The organism is Liquorilactobacillus satsumensis, from assembly GCF_964065465.1.
GTDB classification, from domain to species: domain Bacteria; phylum Bacillota; class Bacilli; order Lactobacillales; family Lactobacillaceae; genus Liquorilactobacillus; species Liquorilactobacillus satsumensis.
On sequence record NZ_OZ061606.1, the window covers coordinates 881,415 to 904,900 of the forward strand.

Annotated in this window: 23 protein-coding genes; all 23 read right to left on the reverse strand. The window is 40.9% G+C overall.

The genetic code is table 11. From position 1 onward, the window contains the following. Nucleotides 1-202: 202 nt before the first annotated feature. Nucleotides 203-1,240 (reverse strand): diacylglycerol kinase, encoded by a 1,038-nt coding sequence (locus AB3Y88_RS04200; protein WP_228889740.1) that lies wholly within the window; start codon nucleotides 1,238-1,240, stop codon nucleotides 203-205. A 69-nt stretch (nucleotides 1,241-1,309) separates the two neighbouring features. Then, a complete protein-coding gene (gatB, locus tag AB3Y88_RS04205; protein ID WP_056961028.1) occupies nucleotides 1,310-2,740 on the reverse strand; it encodes an Asp-tRNA(Asn)/Glu-tRNA(Gln) amidotransferase subunit GatB in 1,431 nt (476 codons plus the stop codon). Continuing rightward, nucleotides 2,740-4,203 carry an Asp-tRNA(Asn)/Glu-tRNA(Gln) amidotransferase subunit GatA gene (gene gatA / locus AB3Y88_RS04210; protein WP_228889743.1) on the reverse strand — a complete coding sequence of 488 codons (1,464 nt, stop codon included), beginning with the start codon at nucleotides 4,201-4,203 and terminating at the stop codon, nucleotides 2,740-2,742. The genes gatB and gatA overlap by 1 nt, the downstream gene beginning before the upstream one ends. Before the next feature lie 3 nt (nucleotides 4,204-4,206). Beyond that, entirely contained in the window at nucleotides 4,207-4,509 is a 303-nt protein-coding gene (gene gatC, locus AB3Y88_RS04215; RefSeq protein ID WP_054756514.1) for an Asp-tRNA(Asn)/Glu-tRNA(Gln) amidotransferase subunit GatC, read from the reverse strand. A 110-nt stretch (nucleotides 4,510-4,619) separates the two neighbouring features. Then, nucleotides 4,620-5,768 carry a CamS family sex pheromone protein gene (locus AB3Y88_RS04220; RefSeq protein ID WP_228889746.1) on the reverse strand — a complete coding sequence of 383 codons (1,149 nt, stop codon included), beginning with the start codon at nucleotides 5,766-5,768 and terminating at the stop codon, nucleotides 4,620-4,622. Further along, complete coding sequence (ligA, locus tag AB3Y88_RS04225) at nucleotides 5,765-7,786, reverse strand: NAD-dependent DNA ligase LigA (protein WP_228889749.1); 2,022 nt, start codon at nucleotides 7,784-7,786, stop codon at nucleotides 5,765-5,767. The genes AB3Y88_RS04220 and ligA overlap by 4 nt, the downstream gene beginning before the upstream one ends. Nucleotides 7,787-7,809: 23 nt before the next feature. Continuing rightward, nucleotides 7,810-10,032 (reverse strand): DNA helicase PcrA, encoded by a 2,223-nt coding sequence (gene pcrA / locus AB3Y88_RS04230; protein ID WP_315972245.1) that lies wholly within the window; start codon nucleotides 10,030-10,032, stop codon nucleotides 7,810-7,812. A 241-nt stretch (nucleotides 10,033-10,273) separates the two neighbouring features. Beyond that, a complete protein-coding gene (locus AB3Y88_RS04235; RefSeq protein WP_056961023.1) occupies nucleotides 10,274-11,431 on the reverse strand; it encodes a 5-(carboxyamino)imidazole ribonucleotide synthase in 1,158 nt (385 codons plus the stop codon). A 183-nt stretch (nucleotides 11,432-11,614) separates the two neighbouring features. Continuing rightward, nucleotides 11,615-12,910 (reverse strand): nucleobase:cation symporter-2 family protein, encoded by a 1,296-nt coding sequence (locus tag AB3Y88_RS04240; protein WP_228889751.1) that lies wholly within the window; start codon nucleotides 12,908-12,910, stop codon nucleotides 11,615-11,617. Beyond that, nucleotides 12,900-13,490: a xanthine phosphoribosyltransferase gene (locus AB3Y88_RS04245; protein WP_054756491.1), complete on the reverse strand. Its 591-nt coding sequence runs from the start codon at nucleotides 13,488-13,490 to the stop codon at nucleotides 12,900-12,902. Before AB3Y88_RS04245 ends, AB3Y88_RS04240 begins: the two co-directional genes overlap by 11 nt. A 155-nt stretch (nucleotides 13,491-13,645) precedes the next feature. After that, the gene (locus AB3Y88_RS04250) at nucleotides 13,646-14,332 is read right to left on the reverse strand and encodes a glycoside hydrolase family 73 protein (protein WP_056961021.1); all 687 of its coding nucleotides are present in this window, start codon (nucleotides 14,330-14,332) and stop codon (nucleotides 13,646-13,648) included. A 33-nt stretch (nucleotides 14,333-14,365) separates the two neighbouring features. Next, the gene (locus AB3Y88_RS04255) at nucleotides 14,366-14,959 is read right to left on the reverse strand and encodes an ECF transporter S component (RefSeq protein WP_056961020.1); all 594 of its coding nucleotides are present in this window, start codon (nucleotides 14,957-14,959) and stop codon (nucleotides 14,366-14,368) included. A 129-nt stretch (nucleotides 14,960-15,088) separates the two neighbouring features. After that, nucleotides 15,089-15,526 (reverse strand): MarR family winged helix-turn-helix transcriptional regulator, encoded by a 438-nt coding sequence (locus AB3Y88_RS04260; protein ID WP_056961019.1) that lies wholly within the window; start codon nucleotides 15,524-15,526, stop codon nucleotides 15,089-15,091. 638 nt (nucleotides 15,527-16,164) lie between these two features. Then, nucleotides 16,165-17,346, reverse strand: a complete 1,182-nt coding sequence (locus AB3Y88_RS04265; protein ID WP_056961018.1) for a pyridoxal phosphate-dependent aminotransferase — start codon at nucleotides 17,344-17,346, stop codon at nucleotides 16,165-16,167. A 40-nt stretch (nucleotides 17,347-17,386) separates the two neighbouring features. After that, entirely contained in the window at nucleotides 17,387-18,172 is a 786-nt protein-coding gene (locus tag AB3Y88_RS04270; protein ID WP_228889754.1) for a carbon-nitrogen family hydrolase, read from the reverse strand. 120 nt (nucleotides 18,173-18,292) lie between these two features. Next, nucleotides 18,293-18,487 carry a hypothetical protein gene (locus AB3Y88_RS04275; protein WP_054756484.1) on the reverse strand — a complete coding sequence of 65 codons (195 nt, stop codon included), beginning with the start codon at nucleotides 18,485-18,487 and terminating at the stop codon, nucleotides 18,293-18,295. A gap of 44 nt (nucleotides 18,488-18,531) precedes the next feature. Beyond that, nucleotides 18,532-18,924 (reverse strand): 30S ribosomal protein S9, encoded by a 393-nt coding sequence (gene rpsI / locus AB3Y88_RS04280; protein ID WP_228889757.1) that lies wholly within the window; start codon nucleotides 18,922-18,924, stop codon nucleotides 18,532-18,534. Nucleotides 18,925-18,936: 12 nt separating this feature from the next. Further along, nucleotides 18,937-19,380 carry a 50S ribosomal protein L13 gene (gene rplM, locus AB3Y88_RS04285; protein ID WP_228889760.1) on the reverse strand — a complete coding sequence of 148 codons (444 nt, stop codon included), beginning with the start codon at nucleotides 19,378-19,380 and terminating at the stop codon, nucleotides 18,937-18,939. Between the two features lie 121 nt (nucleotides 19,381-19,501). After that, nucleotides 19,502-20,275 (reverse strand): tRNA pseudouridine(38-40) synthase TruA, encoded by a 774-nt coding sequence (gene truA, locus AB3Y88_RS04290; RefSeq protein ID WP_228889763.1) that lies wholly within the window; start codon nucleotides 20,273-20,275, stop codon nucleotides 19,502-19,504. Nucleotides 20,276-20,295: 20 nt separating this feature from the next. Next, on the reverse strand, nucleotides 20,296-21,093 hold the full coding sequence (locus AB3Y88_RS04295) for an energy-coupling factor transporter transmembrane protein EcfT (RefSeq protein WP_056961015.1): 798 nt from the start codon (nucleotides 21,091-21,093) through the stop codon (nucleotides 20,296-20,298). Between the two features lie 4 nt (nucleotides 21,094-21,097). Beyond that, nucleotides 21,098-21,961, reverse strand: coding sequence for an energy-coupling factor ABC transporter ATP-binding protein (locus AB3Y88_RS04300; protein WP_056961014.1), 864 nt, complete (start codon nucleotides 21,959-21,961; stop codon nucleotides 21,098-21,100). Continuing rightward, entirely contained in the window at nucleotides 21,937-22,770 is an 834-nt protein-coding gene (locus AB3Y88_RS04305; RefSeq protein ID WP_228889766.1) for an energy-coupling factor ABC transporter ATP-binding protein, read from the reverse strand. Before AB3Y88_RS04305 ends, AB3Y88_RS04300 begins: the two co-directional genes overlap by 25 nt. A gap of 318 nt (nucleotides 22,771-23,088) precedes the next feature. Further along, nucleotides 23,089-23,472: a 50S ribosomal protein L17 gene (gene rplQ / locus AB3Y88_RS04310; protein WP_054756471.1), complete on the reverse strand. Its 384-nt coding sequence runs from the start codon at nucleotides 23,470-23,472 to the stop codon at nucleotides 23,089-23,091. Nucleotides 23,473-23,486: the final 14 nt, after the last annotated feature.

The window sequence follows — 23,486 nt, forward strand, 5'->3', positions numbered from 1 at the left end:
ACACCTTAAAAATAAAAGTGCGATGTTAAACACGCACAAACAGGTTCGCTAAACCTACTTTTAAAACGTTATGGAATTTTCAAAAAAGACTGCACTAAAAATTGGAACCTCCTCCAATTTTAGCACAGTCTTCCATTACACTGGCAATTAATTAAACCACAGCGTCAAACCAAGTTTCAGTATCAAACAACTGTCGCCTAATTTATTTTTTACTTTCTTGTTCCTGACCATTGTTAGTTAGCCTTTGTCCTGCGAGGTGTTCGACACCTTCGACAAAGTGCTCACTAGCATCAACTTCTGCTGGTGTTTTACTAAAAGTAATTGCAGTCAGCGGAATCTTTTCTGTATTAGCAAACATTTCAATATGCTGTTTCAGGTTTTTAAAGACCATTGGCGCATCACCGCCATATTCCCCGTCAATATTGATCATCATTTTTTCATCAACCGGTTTAGCAACCAGTTTAGAAGTTTTGACATACAATATTCGCGGATCATTAATGTGACGACCACCGTTCAAAACCATTGTCATTAACTGTAAAATTTCAACTAAATTACTAGTCTTAACAACAATAAGCGTAAACTTTCCATCATCAAGTGAAGCATCCGGCACAATTTGTTCAAAACCACCAATTGAATTCGTCAATGCCAAGAAAAACATCGAAGCTTTTCCAGCAAATACACCTGTATCATATTCAAGATGCATTTTAATGGGTTTAATGCGTGGCAGCATCTCAGCTCCCTTAACCAAGTATGCCAAGTAACCGAACAATGATTTGAACTGTGAAGGCACTCCATAGGTTAACTCTGTCAATAAGCCACCACCTGCAATATTGACAAAATACTTTTTACCGGCTTGCCCAATGTCCATGCGTACTGTTTTTCCCTTAGCGATTACCTTAGCAGCAGCAATGGGATCTTCTCGTGGAATCTTTAAAGCGCGCGCATAGTCATTTGTCGTTCCAGCTGGAATAATCCCCATTTTAGGACGTTGCTTGAAAGGCGCTATTCCATTCACAACTTCATTAATCGTCCCATCTCCACCGGCTGCAATAACTAAATTAAAGCCATCGCGTGCGACACGTGCAGCTTCATCTCTAGCTGAATTAAATTCCGGAGTAGTTTGGAAAGCACTAGTTTCATAACCAGCTCTTTCCAAAATATTCAAGATATCAACTAAATCATTTTTCATTGCTTCACGGCCCGATGTTGGATTATAAATAATCCTGCAACGCTTTTTCATCGCTACCTCTCCTTTAATTCCTTACAAAAAGCACTTATTCTCGCCATGTTACAAGAAAAGCCTGCCACGTTATCTTTCTTTCAGGTTCTTTATCAACAGCTTATTAACAATCTTGGGGTTAGCTTTGCCATGCGTTTGTTTCATGATCTGCCCCACTAAAAAGCCGATTGCACGCCCCTTGCCATTTTGATAATCCTCAATTGATTTTTGATTATCATCCAAAACCGCAGTGATGATTGGTTCGAGTACTTGAGGATCAGATAACTGCACTAATCCCTTTTCTTCCACCCAGTTCTTGGGTTCACTGCCGTTCGTAATAATTTCCTTAAAGACTTTCTTAGCAATCTTAGATGAAATTGTCCCATCTTCAATTAATTTAATCATTGTGGCCAGATGTTCTGGGGTTAACTTCGTTTCAAGCAGATCAAGCTTATTAGTGTTTAAATAAGCATTAACTTCCCCCATCAACCAGTTGGCAGCCAGCTTAGGTTGTGCACCTTGTGCAACTGCTGCTTCAAAAAAGTCAGACATTTCTTTAGTCTGGGTTAAGACACCCGCGTCGTATTCTGGAATTCCCCATTCAGTAACGTATTTTGCACGTCGCTTATCTGGCATTTCAGGAATGGAATCCTTAACTTGCTGAATCCATTCATCAGAAATATGCAGTGGGGGGATATCTGGTTCTGGGAAATAACGATAATCGCTAGCCCCTTCTTTGACACGCATTAAGACAGTTTCACCGGAGGCCTCATCAAATCTGCGTGTCTCCTGCTGAATGCTCTTTCCAGCTAATAACAGTCTCTCTTGGCGCCTAGCTTCATAATGCGCCCCTTTTCTAACGTGCTCGAAAGAGTTCAGGTTCTTCATTTCTGTCTTGGTTCCCATTTTTTCAGAACCAATTGGTCGCACAGAGACATTGACATCTGCACGCATCGAGCCTTCTTCCATCTTAACATCAGAAACACCCGTAAACTGAACAATCTGACGTAACCGAACTAAGTAGGCATAGGCTTCATCAGCCGACGAAATGTCAGGTTTTGAAACAATTTCAATTAGTGGCGTCCCTTGCCGGTTAAGATCAACATATGAATAGCCATCAGGACTATGTGTGTTTTTCCCGGCATCTTCTTCGACGTGCATTTCTTCGATCCCGATCTTTTTCTTGTGCCCATCGACTTCAATTTCAATCCAGCCATTGCGGCCGATCGGTTCCTGTGCTTGTGTAATTTGATAAGCTTTCGGATTATCAGGATAAAAATAATTTTTACGATCAAAGTGAGTATCTTTAGTTATCTCACAGTTTAATGCCAGTGCAGCACGCATTCCAAATTCAACTGCACCTTTGTTAACCGTTGGCAAAACTCCCGGGTAGCCCCAGTCCACAACATTTGTATTAGTATTTGGTGCTGCCCCATATTGCACAGGTGCTGGTGAAAATGCCTTGGAATTGGTCTTCATTTCAATATGGACTTCCAGACCGATAGTTGTTTCAAAATTCATTAGTTCTGCCCCCCAAACGTTGGTACTTCTTTGTGGTAGTCGGTTGCCTGTTCAAAAGCATAGCCTGCACGGTACATGGTTTCCTCATCAAAATGATTTGCAATCAACTGCATTCCGATTGGCAAGCCATTTGTAAAGCCTGCTGGTAACGACATGCCAGGCAGGCCAGCCAGATTCACAGGCACTGTCAAAATATCGTTCATATACATTGTCACTGGATCCTTTGTATCCTCACCCAACCCAAATGCTGGTGTTGGTGTTGTTGGTCCCAAAATCAAGTCATAATCTGCAAAGACGCGGGCAAAATCACGACAAATTAATGTTCTGACCTGGGCTGCTTTCTTAAAGAAGGCATCATATGTACCTGCTGAAAGCGAGAAAGTTCCTAACATAATCCGGCGCTTAACTTCATCACCAAAGCCTGCTGAACGTGATTTGACATAAACGTCCTCTAAGTTTTTGACATCTTGTGCCCGAAAGCCATAACGAATCCCGTCAAAGCGTTGCAGATTTGAACTTGCCTCTGAAGAAGCGATAATGTAGTAAACGGGGATGCCGTATTGACTATGTGGCAATGAAACTTCATCAACAACTGCACCTAATTTTTCAAAAGTTGTAATTGCTTTCTTAATTGCGGCACGAACTTCAGGAGCGATTCCTTCACCCATGTATTCCTTTGGCACTGCGATTCGCATTTTTTGAATATTTCCATCAAGTTTTGCAGTAAAATCAGGTACCTCACGTGCAGCACTCGTCGAATCATGCGGATCTACTCCACTAATAGCATTCAAGATCAATGCATTATCTTTAACAGAACGAGTTAACGGCCCAATTTGATCCAGACTGGAAGCAAAGGCAATTAACCCATAACGCGAAACACGGCCATATGTTGGCTTAACCCCCACGATTCCATTGAAAGATGCTGGCTGTCTAATTGAACCACCTGTATCTGTTCCTAGAGATGCCACTATTTCGCCTGCGGCCACTGCAGCTGCTGAACCGCCTGACGAACCACCTGGAACTTTTGTCCGATCCCAAGCATTTTTGGTAATTTTAAAAGCTGATGTCTCAGTTGAACCGCCCATTGCGAATTCATCCATATTGGTCTTCCCAACAGTGATCATAGCCGCTGCATTCAGCTTGTCCATCACTGTAGCATTGTAAATGGGCTTAAAATTCTCTAAAATTCTGCTTGCTGCCGTTGTTTTTAAATCCTGCGTAACAATATTGTCTTTAATGCCTAAAGGAATTCCAAATAAAACATTATCCTGAGCAATTCCCTGTTGATCAAGCTTTGCGGCCTGTGAAAGTGCCTGTTTTTCATTAAGTGTCACGAAGGCAGAAACATCTGCTTCACGTGCTTCAATACTTTTGAAAGTCTCCTTAACTAGATCTGAGACACTGAGTTCCTTTTTTACTAACAATGCATGCAAGGCTGCAAGATCGTATTTAAAATAGTCCATTCCTTATGCTTCCTCGCTTTCATCAATAATTGCGGGTACTTTGATATAACCATCCTGATGCTGGGGAACATTTCTCATCAACAAATCCCGTGAGGTTCCTGGCTCAGCTTGATCCGCTCGCATTACTCCTTGAGTATCACTAATATGAGTTGTTACAGGAACTCCCTCAGTTTCAACATCACTCAGTTGCTGAACCATCTGAATAATTTTATCCATCTGTCCTGTAAATTTTTGTAAATCATCTTCTGAAAAAGCAAGTTTTGCTAACTTTGCAACGTGCTTGACTTCGCTTGCGTTAATTGCCACTTCTACTCCTTCTTTCCCTTTTTTATAGTAGTATTCTAGCATAAACAGTTACTCCTGCGGCTGGCATCTCTTCTTTTTAAAATAAATTCTTTACGGTTCTCAAATTTATTTTAGTAACTACTGAAAACATGTGTGTAGTAGCTGCTATCTTTAGCTTGGCGTGACAGGAAACTTTGGACCGTTCCATCACTGCCCTTAACCGTGATATCAATTGGAATTCCACTTGGTAAATAGGTCTTCGCTGCCTGTGCCAGATACTGTGTAAAACTTGTGATTTCTGTTTCACTATAGAACTGCGTTGTAATATTAACGTGCATCCCCTGTAATGACTTATTCTTATACTGCCCTTGTGCGGTTACCCCTGCTAGGTTAGGGAAGAAGTTTTGCACCTGCTTTTTAAAACTCTCGAAGGAAGTTTCATCATTGTCATTTGGAACTGATGAAGACGACGTTGACGGAAAGACATAACTTTTAATGTTAATATTATTCCAAGTACTAATCACTTGACCATTTTTTACAAGCGTATAAGCGTAAAATGAACCACCAACTAAACTGTCATTAGGCGCCTGTTTGAACATCCCAATCAAGATCGGCGTATCAGCAGAAACCCCGCTTGTGCTGCGCAATCTTTGCAGAACTTTAGCAGCAGCTATCTTGCCTTCAGCAATCATCTTATCTTCAGAAATATCAGTTGTGTAGGTTGCACCATAACTTTCCTTTTGATAATAATCCTTAGCATTCATCCCAATCCCAATTGTAATTCCAGCTAGAGACATTTTACCATTTTTTTCCTTCATATAATCCTGCTCTTCAATCTGCTGGATATAAATCGGATTACGCTTATTTGCATCTGTCTGTCCGTTGTCTTCAGGATTTAAACCATCCTGATTGTTCTTTGACTTGCGTGCCAGCCAATTCTCAATTGTTGAAGATGATAATAATTGGCCTTCTTGAAAAATATAGTTGCTGGTTGAAAACTGGTTCTTTGAAAGTTGTGTCAGCCCAGACTCAAAGCTCTTCAAATTAAGCAGATTGTCCGAATTCTGATTGACTCCCACTCCTCTTGCTTTGCTGGTTAAGTACTTGCCATCCTTAATCACACCTTGATATTCACTGTCACTAGTTTGACCAGTCGTGCGATAACCAGAAGAAGAATTTTTAGCAGTAGTAGTTGTGGAGGTGGAAGAATCCAACCTGCCGCAACCAGCAAGTAGAAAAATTCCGGCGATCGCTCCTAAAATAAGATTGCTTTTTCTCAATTTCTTGCCTCCATTTGTTCTTTAAATCCTTGTTCATCCAAAACTGTGATTCCGAGTTTTTGAGCTTTCGTCAGTTTACTCCCAGCATCTTGTCCCGCAATCACAAAATCAGTGTTTTTGGAAACACTCCCAGTCACATCAGCGCCCTGAGCTTCTAACCATTTCTTAGCGTCTGTACGTTTCATTTGAGAAAGTGTTCCGGTTAAAACTACTTTCTTTCCTGCAAAGAAACCCTCTTTTTGGGCGGCCTTTGCTGCGCTGACCCCAAGATACTTAAAGTTAAGCCCCGCTTCTTTGAGCTCTGTTATCAATTCCTTGACTTCGTTCTTAGAAAAATAAGTTACAATGCTTTGCGCAATCACTTCTCCTAAAGAATCAATTTCAAGAATCTCAGTAACAGATGCGGCCATTAAATTTTGAAGGTTTCCAAAATGGGACATCAGAATACGCGCAACTTTTGCGCCCACGTGTCTGATTCCTAAGCCATAAACAAGACGTTCAACAGAATTATGCCTACTTTTATCAATGGCTGTCAATAAGTTGCGTGCAGACTTATCCTTAAATTTATCTAATTTAAGCAAATCTTCAAAGGAAAGGCGGTACAGACCTGCAACATCATTTACAAGTCCTTTGGCAAATAGCTGAGCGACAATTTGCGGCCCTAATCCTGTAATCTCCATAGCATTGCGCGAGGCAAAGTGCACTAGACTTTCCTTAAGGAGTGCAGGACACTTAGGATTAATACATCTTAAAGCAACTTCTTCATCCAGATGCACCAACTTGGCCTTGCAAACCGGACAATTTTTGGGAATTGGGTATGGTTCAGAAGTGGCCGCTCTTTTTTGGATAACAACCTCTGAGACTTCCGGAATAATGTCTCCTGCTTTGTGCAGCTTGACAGTATCCAGCAAACGAATATCTTTTTGCTGTAAGTAGTCTGGATTGTGCAAGGAAGCACGTGCAACAGTGGTACCAGCAAGTTGGACAGGATCCATCACAGCAGTAGGTGTAACAATCCCAGTGCGCCCAACTGTCCAAGTAATCTGTCTGACAACCGTTTCTTGCTCATCTGGGGGAAACTTGTAAGCGATGGCCCAACGAGGAACCTTAACCGTATTTCCCACGAGTTGCTGGACAGCTATCTCATCAGCCTTTAATACAATTCCATCAATATCGTAAGGTAATGTGGCCCTTTTTTGCTGATACTCATCAAGATAGCGTTCAATTTCTGCCATTGTGCAGACTCTTTTTGATTCTTGGTTGATTTTGAATCCCCACGCCGCCAGTTGGTGCAAAACTTCGGTCTGGGTACTTAGCCCGTACTGTTGCGGTTCCATCAAGTAATAAATAAAGGTACTTAATTGGCGGCTGTTTGTGATCCGTGTGTCCAGTTGCCGTAGACTTCCTGCGGCTGCATTTCGCGGATTAGCAAAAATTGGTTTGCCCTGCGCTTCACGTTTTTCGTTTAAAGCCGCAAAAGCTTTTTTAGGCATATAACATTCCCCACGAACTTCTAACGAAACTGGTTCGCTAAGACGCAGTGGGATCGCTTTAATCGTCTTTAAATTCTCCGTGATGTTTTCACCAATGATACCATTTCCGCGCGTCGAACCTTCAACAAATTTGCCATTGCGATAGATAAGTGAGATTGCCAATCCATCAATCTTTAGCTCGCAACTGTAATGCTGCTTTTTCCCCACAGCTTTTTCCAAACGTTGGTCAAAAGTAACTAACTCCTCTTTCGAAAAAACATCGCCTAGTGATAACATCGGAATCTCATGTGTTTTTTTCTGAAAACCACTTAGAACCGGACCGCCTACTCGCTGTGTCGGTGAATCGTCAGTAATTAGTGCAGGATAAGCCTTTTCGAGCTCCACCAATTGCTGATAGGCCTTGTCATAAACATAGTCTTCAACAGTTGGCTGGTCTTCAACATAATATTGCTGACGCCAGCGATCAAGTTTGGCACGCAAAGCTTGAACGTCTGCTACAGCCTGCCGTTGCGCTTCGTCTTCCATCTGTGCTCCTCCTCTTGCCGCCATTAATCTGTTTTCTTTGAAATCGGGGCAAAGGTTGCTAACAACCGCTTAATTCCCTTACCTGCAAAAGCAATGTCAAGTTCCAAGTCATCACCAGTGCCGGAAAGTTTAACGACAGTCCCTTCTCCCCATGCTTTATGCAATACCTTATCACCAATCTGCCATGTGATCTTAGCTGCACCAGTTCCTTTGTTTTCTTCTACAGTACCCGCTGGCATCCAATTTTTCTTTCTACTAAAAGGATAGGATGCTGTATTCCTAGTTGTATTTGCGACTTGTTGATTATCCGCTTGTAGCTGGGGACCAATTTCCGTAATAAAGCGAGAGGCTGGGTTGCTTTGTCTTCTTCCGTAAAGCATTCGTGAGAGTGCATTGGTCAAAAAAAGTTCTTTTTCGGCACGTGTAATTCCGACATATGCTAAACGCCTTTCTTCTTCCATCTCATCTTCATTCATCATTGCACGCGAGAGCGGGAAAATTCCTTCTTCCATTCCCATCAAGAAGACAACTGGAAATTCCAATCCTTTAGCCGCATGCAGCGTCATCAAAGTTACCTCAGCATTTTCTTGTTCAAGCATATCTTGATCTGAGACTAATGCCAACTCAGCCAGAAAATCTACGAACGGATCTGCTTGTTCATCAGTTGGTTGCCACGCATCATCAAACTGCTTAGTGACTGACAGAAATTCCTTCAAGTTCTCAAGCCGACTCTGATTTTCCAGATTATTCGTCTGTTCCAAAGCCTTTTGGTAACCTGTCTTTTTCAGTATTTCTTCAGTCAGTTCCGTGACGTTCAATTCATCTTTTTGTGTATGCAAGTCCTGAATTACGGTTGCAAAATCTGTTAAAGCGTTGCTTGCCCTAGCAGAAAGATTAGCTAGCACTGCATTTGCAGCTGCATCCAGTAACGACATCCCATTCATTTGCGCAAAGGCCGTCAATTTTTCAAGACTAGTTGCTCCGATCCCACGCTTGGGTTCATTCACAACGCGCTCAAAACTAAAGGAATCTGCTGGGTTGGTAACTAATTGCATATAAGCAAGCACATCTCGAATTTCTTTTCGATCATAGAATTTATGCGCACCTACAATCCGGTACGGAATATTAGCCTTCATAAATGTTTCTTCAATCATTCGCGACTGAGCATTGGTCCGATATAAAACAGCAAAATCACTATACCGATAACCGCTCTCTTTCAGCAATTGCTGGATATGTCGAACAACATAAAAAGCCTCATCATTAGCATTTTGCCCACGATAATAATGGATTTTATCACCGGTAGCGTTTTGCGTCCATAAATTTTTGGCCCTGCGTTTTACATTATTTTGAATAACAGCATTCGCAGCTTCTAGAATATTTTTGGTTGACCGGTAATTTTGCTCTAACTTCACAATTTGTGCATCAGGATAGTCATTCTCAAAGTTGAGGATGTTCTCCATGTTGGCACCGCGCCATCCGTAAATACTCTGATCGGCATCGCCCACCACACATAAATTCTTGTTTTTCTGTGCGAGGCAGTTAACAAGTTCGTACTGCGCCTGATTTGTATCTTGATACTCATCCACATGAATATATTTAAATTTACGTTGATAAAACTGCAAAACATCAGGAAATTCTTTGAATAGCCTCAGTGTTAGCATAATTAAATCATCGAAGTCCACTGCTTGGTTACTTTCCAAACGTTTTTGATACAGTGGATAAACTTCTGCCACAACTTTTTCAAAAGGCGTCCGCGCATTTTGCGCATATGTTTGCGGAGACTGCAGATCATTTTTAGCATTCGAAATTGTACTGATAATTGCCCGTGGATCAAATTTTTTAGGATCGACATTCAGTTCAGCCAAGATATGTTTAACAAGAGTCCGCTGTTCACTAGTCCCAGTAATCACAAACGCCCGGTTATATCCCAGCTTATCAATATCTCTGCGTAAGATGCGCACACCTAGTGCATGGAATGTCGATACCCAGACATCAGCTGCAAGGTCTTCACTAAGCAAGTTAGTAATTCTTGCGCGCATTTCAGCAGCCGCTTTGTTGGTGAAAGTGATTGCCAACACATTCCACGGATTAACGCCCTTTTCCTCAATTAAATACGCAACCCGATGCGTTAAAACACGTGTCTTTCCACTTCCCGCACCCGCAATCACAAGTAACGGCCCTTCAGTACATAGCACAGCTTCTTGTTGTTTATCATTCATTCCATTTAATAGTTTTTCGGCTGTCACTTTTTTCAACCCTCTCTTAAATTCCAATCAATTCTAATTATAGCAAAAAACTCAATTTACTTCTTAGGAAAAAAGCAAAAAGACACAACATCTGTTTTATTGCATCTCTAACTTAAAAATGTACTAAAAACCGACTTTTCTAACGCCAATACAAAAAGGGACTCATGAGAAAATCTCACCAGTTCCTGTTCAGACTGCTCATTTTTTATTGCTGTTACTTAAAATTCACGTACTCCAACTCTCATTGAATATCTTTTTCAGCTGCTTGTTCGGGCTCACTCCAAATACCCGTAGCCTCAATTTGCTGCAGTGCAGCAGCAGTAGATTCGGCTAAGACAAGCAGATAGCCCGGAGCACGTGTCCGTGCCATCTGAGGATAGCGATAGAAGCGGTAATACCAATTGTCTTTTAAAACCCACTGCGTATGCATTGGTTCCAGTTCTGAGGATTGTAGAGCAACCATGACTGTTGGTTGTAAATAATGCACCTGCGGCAGTGGCATCTGAGCCAATGCACGCAAATGCTGTTCGCACATCGAGACATTTGTAGCTTTATCAAATACAAATCCTGCTTTATGCAACGCAGGCACGATCCGTTTAACATAAATTGTGCCACTTTTTGTTAGGAAAAAAGCAACTTCCAAAACACCCACATAGTTTAATTGTTTAGCAATTTCGGTTGCCAGCCGCCGTATCTCTTCTTCAACAGCCGAGTCAAGCTCACATTTGACAATTGACTCAAAGAGGCGATGATCACGATAAACATTTTCGATAACTGGAAAAAGATTAAGTGCCCCATCAGCTTCTTTAGCAACAATTACCGATAGTTCTTTCATATAAGGAACCCAAGCTTCAAGTACATAGGTTCCTAAATCAATTAGATCTGCGCATTTAGCAATATCAGACTGTTTGCGAATCACTTGTTGACGTCGCTTACCAAATCCTTTTTGAATTGGTTTAAGTACACATGGATAGCCAATGGAACCAATCGCTTGATAAATGTCATCCAAACTCACAATTGTCGCGTAAGGAGCAATATTAACGTTCACCTGCTCTAAAAAGGCCCGCTCTAATAAACGATCCTGTGCAATTTCCAAAGCATCTTTTCCCTGAGGAACCGCCGTAAATTGTGAAATAAATGCGATTACATCAGAAGGGACATTTTCTGATTCATATGTTACCAGATCACAGCGTTCAGCAAAATCCTGTAATTTACCGTGATCAGTATAGGAACCCGTAATTCCCAGGTCGGCTTCCTGAACAGTTGGAGCTGCTTCATCACTGTTATAAGCAATTACCTTGAAACCCATCTTTTTAGCAGCTTCTGCAAGCATAATACCGCTCGCACTCCCGCCAATGATTCCGATTGTGCTCCCTGGAAACAATATTTTCTTGTCCATTCTCTCACTACTTTCCTTATGAATAGATTAACTGTTTGTTCCGGGTAAAGCCCAGCTAAACTTCTCTTATTCACATTCTACCATAGAATTGGACGAAGACTTATTCCAAATTTTAAAGTAATAATTAAAAAAACAGTAAAAAACCCCAACTTTAAAAAAAAGTGTAGGGTTTTGTTTCATGAATTACTCATCTAAACCGGCTCTTCCTTTAAAAATAATGTTTAATCCGACAGATGCTAGACTTGCAACTACGATCCCATTGCCTAAAAATAACTGAATAGCCTTAGGTAAGAATTGGAAAATCGTGGGGTAAACGGAGACCCCCAGTCCCAAACCAACCGAGATTGCTACGATTAAGATATTGCGCTGGTCATTGAAGTCCACTCGCAATAACATTCGAATCCCTTGCACACTGATCATCGCAAACATTACCAACATTGCGCCGCCAAGTACAGCCGTAGGAATGATCGTCGCTAACGCCCCAATTTTGGGCAGCAGTCCCATCAGCATCAAAAGCCCCGCTGACCAGTAAATCGGCCGTTTAGTCTTAATTCCCGAAAGCTGTAGCAACCCAACATTTTGTGAAAAAGTTGTGTACGGGAAGGTATTAAAAACACCACCGAGAATAACGGCTAACCCTTCTGCACGGTACCCTCTTTTCAGGTCAGCAGCTGTAATTTTTTTATCGAGGACATTTCCAAGTGCAAAGAACACCCCGGTCGACTCAACCATTGAAACCAAGGCAATAATTATCATGGTCACCGCTGAAGACCATTCAAAATGCGGCATCCCAAAATAAAAAGGTTGCGGGATGTGGAACCAGGCTGCCTCAGTAATTGGGGCAGCCGAAACCATCCCACTAATTGCGGCAACAATTGTTCCTACTATCAAGCCCAATAAAACTGCAATTGTGCTCAAAAAACCCCGGGCCCAGATCTGAACACCCAAGATTACTACAATTGTCAAAAAGCCCAGCAATAAATTCTGTGGGTCACCAAAGTTTTTAGCGGTAGCGTCTCCTCCACCTAAGTTTTGAATCGCAATTGGAATCAAGGTAAGCCCAATTACTGTAATCAATGACCCTGTCACCACAGGTGGAAAAAGTTTCTTAATTCGTGAAAACTGGCCCGCAATCAAAAAAACAAAACAACCCGCGACAATAATTGCCCCATACATTGTTCCGATCGTAAATTCTTTTCCAATCATCTTCAAAGGTGCCACAGCTTGAATTGCACACCCAAGAATTACCGGCAAACCAATTCCAAAATAGCGATTTCTTAATAATTGCAAAAGTGTTGCTAGACCACACATAAAAATATCAATTGAGACCAAATACGTCATCTGTGCACTGTTGAATTTAAGCGCAGTTCCAATCAACAAAGGAACCGCAACTGCACCAGAATACATTGCCAATAAGTGCTGAAGTCCTAAAACTGCAGTCTGAAATTGGCCTACATTCTTTACTTCATTATTCTTCACTGTCTTCTCCTCCAACAAAATGAACCTCATTATTGGTAAAAGAAGCTATACGTGCTAGCGATTCAAGCCGAACTCCTCTTTTTCTAATTAGCTGTGCACCCGCTTGAAATGATTTTTCAATTGCAATTCCAACTCCAACCACTCCTGCGTGTGCCTGCTCACAAATATCCAAGAGTCCATTTACCGCTTGACCATTTGCTAAAAAATCATCCACAATCAATACTCGATCTGTAGCATGTAAGAAATTCTTCGTCACTGCCACTTTATTTTTAGTCTTCTTTGTATACGAATAGACATCGGCAGTATAGAGATTATCATTCATTGTGACACTTTTTTGTTTACGTGCAAACAACACTGGCACATGCAATATAAGCCCTGTCATAATTGCCGGAGCAATTCCAGAAGCCTCGATCGTCAAAATCTTCGTGATCTTTTCTGCCTGATACAGGTTTGCAAACTCTTTACCAAGTGCATACATTAATTCTGGATCAATCTGATGATTCAAAAATTGATTAACCTTTAACACGTTTCCTGGAAGCACTACTCCATCTTCGCGGATTCGATCCTCTAATAATTTCACTTTTGTCGTTCTTCCCTTCACTATACTGTATCTAAAATCAGCTTAATGCTGCTTAACATCACATCTGCTTTCCAATGCTGCATTGCTAGTCAGCCCTCCAGAAGAATATCATACAATAAGAGCTAATTCAACCACAATTGTTCGTATTCTATCCATTAAAGTCCATCGTACTTGTTTAATTGATATTCTTTAATCAGCGAAATCAACTTTTGGGCATATTCTGGGTCTGTTGCATATCCCTTCTTCTGCAAAGCCTCGGCAGCTTGCTGATAATTAGTTGCCGTCAGAACCTCTTCATAATGTGCGTGATCCCAAGCTGTACCATTTACAAATAATTGTGTATGCGCCTGCACTGACTGCTTCCAACTGGCATAAGTTGCAAAACGTGCCTGTACCGTAATCCATTGCCCATTTACGTACTCTTTAGTTGTGAGCAATTGTGCATCCGAAGCACTACTTTTTACACCAAAAAGATTGTGATACTGGCTAGCAAGCTGGCTTTGGCCCCAATCAGATTCAAGCGCTGCTTGTGCAAGCGTTATACTAGCAAAGATCTTGTATTTTTGCTGCTCTGCTTGGGCAATAGGTAAAATTTGTGCAATAAATGCCCTTTTCTGATTGTCTGTAATCTGCATTGTTGCGTTCGTAGCAGAATTTTTCTGGGAATTATCCTGACTCGTCCAACCAACAAATTGCAGCATTAGAACTCCTAAAAAAAGAAGCACCACTAAAAGATTGGTCACTTGCAAGTGCCCATTTTCAAACAAAAAATTATGTTTTTGCTGCGGTCTTCTCCCGCGACTTTTTCGCTTAGTTGTCTTCCTTTTTCGCTTAACTGCCACTCTATTCAACCTTTCATTTTGATGTTCAGATTCTTACTTTTGAAAGTCCCACTTCTTAATTAATGGCATACTGATCAATGGTGCTATAATCCCAGCAAGAATGGCTTCTGGGATTCCGTTAGTACCGATTACCCCTAGTAAATAAGGGAGTAATGCTTGTGCATCTAAATGATAAAGGATCTGCGATTTTCCTTGATAGAAAAAATAGATCTGTCCTAACACCAGGAACGTATTTGTCAATGATGCCAAAACTGCCGCAAGTGACATTGCAGCAAATGCTTTGTTAGTTTTTGATAATACAAGCCTAAAAACTACAGCCGCCACGACTCCAATCATGATGCGCGGAAAAATCGCAACTAGTGGATTAATAAAGACAATCGTTGCCAGCGGACTCGTCGGCCAAACAAAAGCCCTGATAAAAGTAATCACGCCCCAAACTCCACCAACTAAAGCACCTGCACGTACACCTAAAACAAAAGCTGCCACTATGACCGTAATATGAATCAGAGTCAGATCCAACGGTCCTAGCGGAATATATCCTAGAAAAGGAATTAGATTTTGTAAAATGATAATTGCACAAAAAAATGCAATAAAAACACTTCTTAATGTTCTATTCTTGTTACCCAAAGTTTCAACCCCCGTCTTTTCCATGCATTGATTATAGCATATTAAAAAAAAACTAAGAAAGCCGATTTTAATTGGCTTTCTTAGCTGTCAGTGTTATCAGTGAAAAACATACTCTGGTTGAAAACTATTTTAGAATTCATCAAGGCTCTCATCTGCGACCAATTCTGTTGTTTGTCGTAATACACGCTTGAAAATAGCGAGATCTTTAGGTGCGACTTCATCTTCCATGCGATTTTCCAAGCGTTGCCAAAAATCACTATCAAGATTGAGCATTTTAAGATATTTGTCAGTTACACGTAAATGGGTCACACGACGATCGGTGTCATCCAGTCTTTTTTCGATCAAACCTAATTTCACTAATTTCTTGATATGATAATTGGTGTTGGGGGTAGATTGATCAAGTAGTCTAGAAATCATTCCAATCGTTGGCTCTTTTAATTGATAAATTGCTTCTAAATAGTAAACATCGATTGCGCCTAAACGTTCAAAATCTGGATCATTTTGGCGATGTTCATGTAAGCGCAGCACTTGCATTAAGTTTGTTAGGGATTTTTGTAAAGTTATCACTTTTTTGCCTCCGAAAGTTTAAAATAATTTATGCACTACTTAAACTACAATAATATACTAAAATACTCTTCCGTTGTCAAGTCAGTCGGAAACGTCTTAGCAATTTCTTCATAAAGCTAATTTTATTACGCCTTTTATGAAGAGAATCGAGAAAGTCACAGCAGTAAGACGACAAAAACGTTCACTTTAATAATCTTTGTAATGAATCACCCCTTTTAAGAAAACCTCTTCACTGCCACTTATTCTCTACTTTGTTTACTCATTGTACTACTTAAATAACAAAAAATGAACTAATTAACATTAATATGTATTACTTAAAATACAAATTTTAATAAACTCAACCTTATATTAATTATAACTTGACTAATTTTTTTTAGCAAATTATTTTTGCTTTTTTCCTCTTTTTTTAATCTTTTTAAGATTTATTTATAAAAGTCTCTGTTCACGCTGTTTAGCTGAACTTTCAAACAAAAAACAGCCTCATTATCTCCAGACTCAACCTGTATTTTACCAATAATACTTAGATCTTGGCACTTACATGTTGGCCTTAAGATTCTTAGACTGCTTCATTATATACTGAAGAACTTTAAATTCGCTCTATTACTATTTACTTTACACAAGTAATTTTTGCTTTGAAGCTACTTCTCAAATAAATTAAGTTTACCGATTCTTTCAACTGCCTCAATTAAACGGGCTGGCGAAACCAAAAGCCCAATTCTAACGTAGCCATCACCGCGTGCACCGAATCCTCTTCCTGGTGCAACTGCAACATTTGCTTTTTCCAAACAGATATCTGCAAAACTTTCACTAGTATAGCCTTCTGGAACTGGCATCCAAGCATAGAATGTCCCTCCTGGCACAAAAGCTTTCCACCCAATTTGAGCAGCAGCTTTGATAAACGCATTGCGTCTTTCTTCATAAATAGCCACTAACCGTGCGACTTCTTTTTCCTCGTCTGCAGCTGTGAGCGCCGTCACTCCTGCTGCTTGGATTGCAGGAAAGACGCTAACAAATAAATGGTCCTGAATTAAATTAATTGCTTCAATCATTGAAGCATTACCAGCCGCAAATGCAATGCGCCAGCCTGCCATATTAAAGGTCTTGGAAAAAGTATAAAACTCTACTCCGACCTCTTTTGCCCCAGGAGCCTGTAGAAAACTCGGATTTTTGTAACCCTCAAAGCCCAAAGCACCATATGCAAAGTCGCTAACTACACCTAATTGATATTTCTGGGCAAAAGCCACCGTTTCCGCCCAAAATTCACGATTTACAACCGCCCCAGTTGGATTATTAGGATAGTTTAAATAGATAAACTTTGCCTTTTGTGCATCTGCTGCAGGTATTTCTGCATAATCTGGTAAAAAGTTATTCTCTTTTTTTAATGGAAATGTACTATAATTTACTTTCCCTAGGGCCACTCCAGATAAGTAGTCCGGATACCCCGGGTCTGGAAGCAACAAGTTTTCACCAGTATTCATCAGCGCCCACGGGAGTTCGACCAAGCCGATCTTTGATCCCCCTAAAATTGCAATTTCTTTTTCCGGATCAAGCTTAACTTGATAATGTTTTTGATAAAAATCAGCGGCAGCCTGCTTCAAAGAATGCATGCCTCTAAATTGCGAATACTTATGATTCTGCGGTTTAGCAGCTTCTTTTTGCAGTGCTTTAACTATGTAGTCAAACGTTGGTTGATCAGGATTGCCCTGTCCCAGATTAATTACATCATTGCCGGCTGCAATTTTTTGATTGACCTTCTGTACGAGAGTGGCAAAGAATTGTGATGGTAGTCCCTTTAGTAATTGTGACTCTTCAAAAAACATATTTACGATTCCCTTCTTTGTTCAGCTTAAAGCTATCTACTTAATAAAGGTCTACGCGGCGATCTTTGAAAACAGGAATTTCGCCTCTGACTTTTTTTAACCTAGAAAAATCAAGCTCGGCTGTAAAAATGCCCTCTGCATTTTGTGCATCTAACATGATCTTCCCCAGCGGATCAATTACCAGCGAATGTCCATTAAAATAGTCGGCATTGGCAGTGCCGACACGGTTAACTGCAACAACAAACGCCTGATTTTCAATGGCTCTTGCCTGCAACAAAATTTTCCACTGCGCAATTCTTGGTTGCGGCCACTGGGCACTTACAAACAACACCTGCTGCCCGTTTGCCATTAACTTACGTTCCCATTCTGGAAAGCGAATATCGTAGCAAATTACACCCGCAGCAGAAATTCCGGCGAACTGAAAGCTATTTCCCATTTGGCCTGCGGTAATCCATTGATCTTCCTCCATCAATCCAAAAAGATGGACTTTATCATATTCACTTAGGAGTTCACCAGATTTATCAAAAACATAACTAGTATTAAAAAAATGTTCATTTTTTTGAGTAGCCACTGAACCGCCTACAATATTGAGCTGATACTGCTGCGCCATCTGCTGTAGAAAAGCTTTCGTACGTACACCATTCTGATCGGCAAGTCGCTTGAGCTGGTCAAGCGCATACCCCGTGTTCCACATTTCCGGAAGGACAATTACATCTGGGTGTGTGCGCGCAGCTAATGCAATTTGCTGCTCAACCTTTTGATAATTTTTATCAGGTTCTGCAAGCGCAATATCAAACTGCAACAACGCCACTTTAAAATTTTTCACTTATTATTTCACTCCCTTTGCCCTAATAGTTGAATAACTATGTATGCAGAAAAAAAGTTCAACTTACCTGCGAAAGGAACTTGGTTTGTCACATCCCGCTTTGATTGTGTACCTAGTTCTTTAAAAAACAGGTTTGCTTCTAGATTTAACATTTTTATTTAGCAGATTTTCATTTATTTTTAATGCATACTGCCATTCTAGCGGAAAACCATAAGTTGTCAAGCTCAAAAGACAAGCTGGATATTTGGGTGTAGCATATTGCTTAAGCAGTAACAAGAGCAGGCTCTGCTTGTTGCTGTCAATAATTTGTTGCAACAAAAAAACTCCCCAGAAGGAGAGCTTTAGTCTCAATATAAAAATTAACGTTTTGAGAATTGTGGAGCTTTACGAGCTTTTTTAAGACCTGGCTTCTTACGTTCTTTCATACGTGCATCACGTGACAAGAGTCCTGCACGTTTCAGAACACCACGGAAATCAGGATCTACTTCAAGCAGTGCACGTGCAATTCCATGACGAGTTGCACCTGCTTGACCAGAGAAGCCGCCACCATCAACGTTGACAAGAACATCGTAACTACCTTTTGTTTCTGTAACATTAAATGGTTGTACCATGACTTCGCGTAAGTTTGCAAATGGGATATATTCTTCAGCAGGTTTGCCGTTCATAACGATTTTTCCGGTACCGGGTACCAAGCGTACTCGCGCAACAGAATTTTTGCGGCGGCCTGTTCCTTTATATTGTACTTGAGCCAATTACGTTTCCTCCTAGATTAAGTTTGTGATATCTAATGTTTCTGGTTGCTGTGCAGCATGTTTGTGGTCTGCTCCACGATAAACATGTAACTTCTTAGCCTGAGCTTTACCAAGGGTTCCCTTTGGAAGCATCCCTTGAATAGAGAGTGCAATTAAGTTTTCAGGATCATTCTGACGATAATCGCCAGCTGTCCGACTCTTTAAGCCACCTGGATGATCTGTATGATGATAGTAAATTTTATGAGTTGCTTTTCGTCCAGTCAAAGCAACTTTTTCTGCGTTGATTACAATGACAAAGTCACCTGTATCAATATTAGGTGTAAAAGTTGGTTTATTTTTACCACGCAAGATAGAAGCAACGACTGCCGACAGACGTCCCAAAGGAACATCTGTTGCATCTACGACATACCATTTACGTTCCACTTCACCTGGTTTTGCAATATATGTTGTACGCACGATTATTTCCTCCATTTTTATATGCTTGTTTGACACATAATAAGTTTCCGGGGCCTACTGTGGGGCAAACAATACCAAATATTATGATACAATTTTTCTTGATCAAAGTCAATCAAAACTATTACACATTTTTAAGCCAATCATCATTATAATATACTTTTTTAAGATACAATCCACTTGCTGGTGCAGTCTGGCGGCATTCATTTCGATCTTTCACTTCATAAAGTCTTAGAAAATCATGAACTGGTCGCCTACCATTGCCAATTTCCAAAAGAGCTGCAACCATAATTCTAACTTGATTATATAAGAAGCCATTACCACAAAACTCAAAAACAACTTCATTGCTGGTAGGATTCTCAGTCACAGTTGCCTGATAAATTGTTCTAACGTGCGAACGTACCTGGCTCCCAGCTGCTACAAAGCTTGAAAAATCATGTTCACCAATGACATCAGGCAAAGCTGCCTTAATCAACTTCACATCCAGTGGGTATTTATAATGCCCGGTGTAAAAGCGTTTGAATGGATCTACGAATCTGCCGCGACTAACACGGTAAACATAACTTTTAGCATGTGTCGTAAAGCGTGCATGAAAACTTGTCGGCACAACTTGCGCAGCTAAAATTTGTATATCTAGCGGCAAAATACTATTCAAGCCATTCACAATCCCTTGTTCAGGAATTTCGTTTTCAAGATCAAAATGAGCGACTTGACCTAACGCATGCACTCCTGCATCTGTGCGCCCCGATCCGAAAACATGCACAAAATCGGCTGCTGTACTCATTTTATTGACTGCAGCTTCCAAAACAGTTTGAACTGTCCGCTGCTGGGGCTGGCTTTGAAAACCAGCAAAATTTGTTCCATCATATGCGATCGTAATTTTATATCTCTTAGACATTCTCTTCTCCACATTCAAAACTACCAGTTACGTAAAAATAAAAGTAACAGTGTTAATAATCCAAATAACACACAACTAAGCGTGTCACGGCGTTTCCAGAAGTGAACTCGATACTTGGTCCGGCCTTCTCCGCCGCGATAACCGCGGGCCTCCATTGCAGTTGCGAGATCTTCTGCACGATTAAAGGCTCCAACAAAAAGCGGGATTAGCAGTGGGACAACTGCTTTAAGTTGCTTAATCAAGCTGCCTTCTCCAAAATTCACTCCACGAGAACGCTGCGCATTCATTATTTTCTCAGTCTCATCCATTAACGTTGGTACAAAACGTAATGCAATTGAGATCATTAATGAAATTTCATAAACCGGCACCTTAAATTTCTTCAAAGGCAACATCAAGGCTTCCAATGCACTGGCAATCTCAAGCGGTGCTGTGGTTAAAGTCAGCAACGTCGACATAAAAATGATGAGGACAAATCTGCAAAAGACAAAACCGCCATTGACTAGTCCAAAATGTGTCACTGAAAAAGGTCCAAATTGCCAGTAGACCTGCCCACCACGGGTGAAGAAAATCTGGAGCACAACCGTAAACAAAATTAACCAAATCAACGGGCGGACACCTTTAATAAAAAATGCCAAGCTAATTTTTGATAAATATACGCAAAAAAGTGTAAAGACTCCAAGCAACAAATAAGACTGTACATTATTTGCAAAGAAAATCACTACAATAAAGAAAAAACTTAAAATCAGCTTTGAACGAGGGTCCAAGCGGTGTACAAAGGAAGCCCCTGGAATATACCGACCAAGAATGATCTTATTCATACACTTACCCCCTTTTCCCCAGTTGCTGAACCAGTTGGTTAGCTAACTCTTCTTCAGTTAAAGGCATTTTTGAAAATTCAAACCCGCTCTTTTTTTGAAGTGCACTAGCAAAGCGAGTAGCTTGAGGCAAAGCCAAGTGATGTGTCCGCAACCAATCCGGATCGGAAAAGATTTCTGTTGGAGTTCCTGATGCCAGTAACCGTCCTTTTTCCAAAACGATCACATGATTTGCATAGCGTGCAACATCGTCCATTTGATGAGTTACAAGAATGATCGTCAAGTGCTGCTTTATTCTTAACGCTTGAAAGATTTCCATAATTTCTGCTCTTCCACGCGGATCTAATCCCGCAGTCGGTTCATCGAGTACCAAGACCTGTGGCTCCATCGCTAAAATACCAGCAATCGCCACTCTACGCATTTGACCACCCGAAAGTTCAAAGGGTGATTTTTCAAGCAGTTCCTCCGGTAAGTTAACCAAGTGTGCCATCTGACGAGCCAGCTGAGTTGCCTCTTGCTCAGAACTCCCAAAATTTTTAGGTCCAAATGCAATGTCCTTTAAGACCGTCTCTTCAAACAACTGTGCTTCTGGAAATTGAAAAACGATTCCGACTTGTTTACGCAAACTACTCAATGCCTTATTTTTTGTAGTGGGTGTAATTATCTGCTTTTCAATTGTGATTTGTCCACTCGTTGGTTTCAAGAGCCCATTTAAATGCTGCAGTAAAGTTGACTTACCACTTCCGGTATGTCCGATGATTGCTGTATAACTTCCGCTGGGGATCGTAAGTGAAATATCAAACAGTGCTTGCTGTTCAAACGGTGTGGCTTGTTGATAAATATAGTTTACGTTTTTGAAATGGATTGACATAACCAGTCGATCATCCCTTCTTCTGTTAAATATCCCGCTGGTACATGCAGTCCCTGCCTACTCAAGGCAACCTTTAGTTTTTCAGAAAATGGCACATCAAGCCCTACAGCTAATAATTTTTCGCCTCTTGCAAACACAGTCTGCGGTGTAGCATCTTGCAATATCTGACCATCATTTAAGACTACCACGCGTTGCGCTAAAGAAGCTTCATTAATATCATGAGTAATTGAAATGATGGTAAAACCAGCTTGACTCAATTCTTGAATTATTTTAATAACATCTTTGCGACCTTCTGGATCAAGCATGCTGGTCGCCTCATCTAAGATAATAATTTCTGGACGCATCGCAATTACACCCGCCAATGCAACTCTTTGCTTCTGTCCCCCAGAAAGGCGAGCTGGTTCATGTTCACGAAACTCCCACATGTTAACTCTTTGAAGTGCTTCCTTAACTCGAACTTGCATTTGTGCACGGGGAATTGCCAAGTTTTCCAGCCCAAAGGCAACATCTTCTTCAACATTTGCCCCCACAAATTGATTGTCAGGATTTTGAAAAACCATTCCAATTTTTTTCCTAATTTGCCACACTGAAGCGTCACTTAAAATGGTTCCCCCAATTTTAAGCGTTCCAGTCGTCGGGACTAGCAGACCATCGATTAGACGTGCAAGTGTACTCTTACCACTTCCGTTATGTCCAATCAAGGCCACCCATTCTCCCTTATGGATTGTGAGATTAACTTGGCGCAACAACTCCGAATCCTGTTGCGGATAGTGAAAAGTCAGGTCTGCAATCTCAATTATCTTTTCCATTGTCCAATATCGCTCCTCAAGTTGAACTTATTGCACCTATCATACCACAACTCCCCTGTTCAAATATATTAAAAATCAATGACGTCAGTGCTGAAAAAGGCTTGTACACAACTGCTAAATTTCTGCACCGAAACAGCTGGTCGCAAGTGACAATTAATTGGAGATGCAAAAAGCCCTGGATTTTCTTCCAGGGCCAAAAAAAATCACTTTTTACAACGAAGGTTTCCCCAACAGGGTACTTAGGACTAGACTAGGTATTCACCAACATCGTAACGCCCAGTTATCGTTATAAAAGTGACAAATTTTAAAAATTACTGACTAATCAACCAATTCAAGAACAACCATCTTGGCAGCATCGCCACGACGTTCTTCCATCTTCAGAATTCTTGTGTAGCCGCCATTGCGTTCTTTGAAACGATCTGCGACATCAGAGAAAAGCTTTTGCAATGCAGTTTGTACAACAACATCATCGCCATCTTCCTTAACGTCAGCAACAACATCCATTAAATATGCAGCAGCGCGTCGACGTGAAGGCAAGTCGCCTTTCTTTCCTAATGAAATCATCTTTTCAGCTGTTTTACGTACTTCTTTAGCACGTGCTTCAGTTGTCACAATTTTTTCATTAACAAGCAAGTCCGTCGTCAGATTGCGTAAAAGTGCCTTGCGGTGTCCGCTTGTACGTCCTAATTTCCGGTAACCCATGAGTTTGTTCCCCT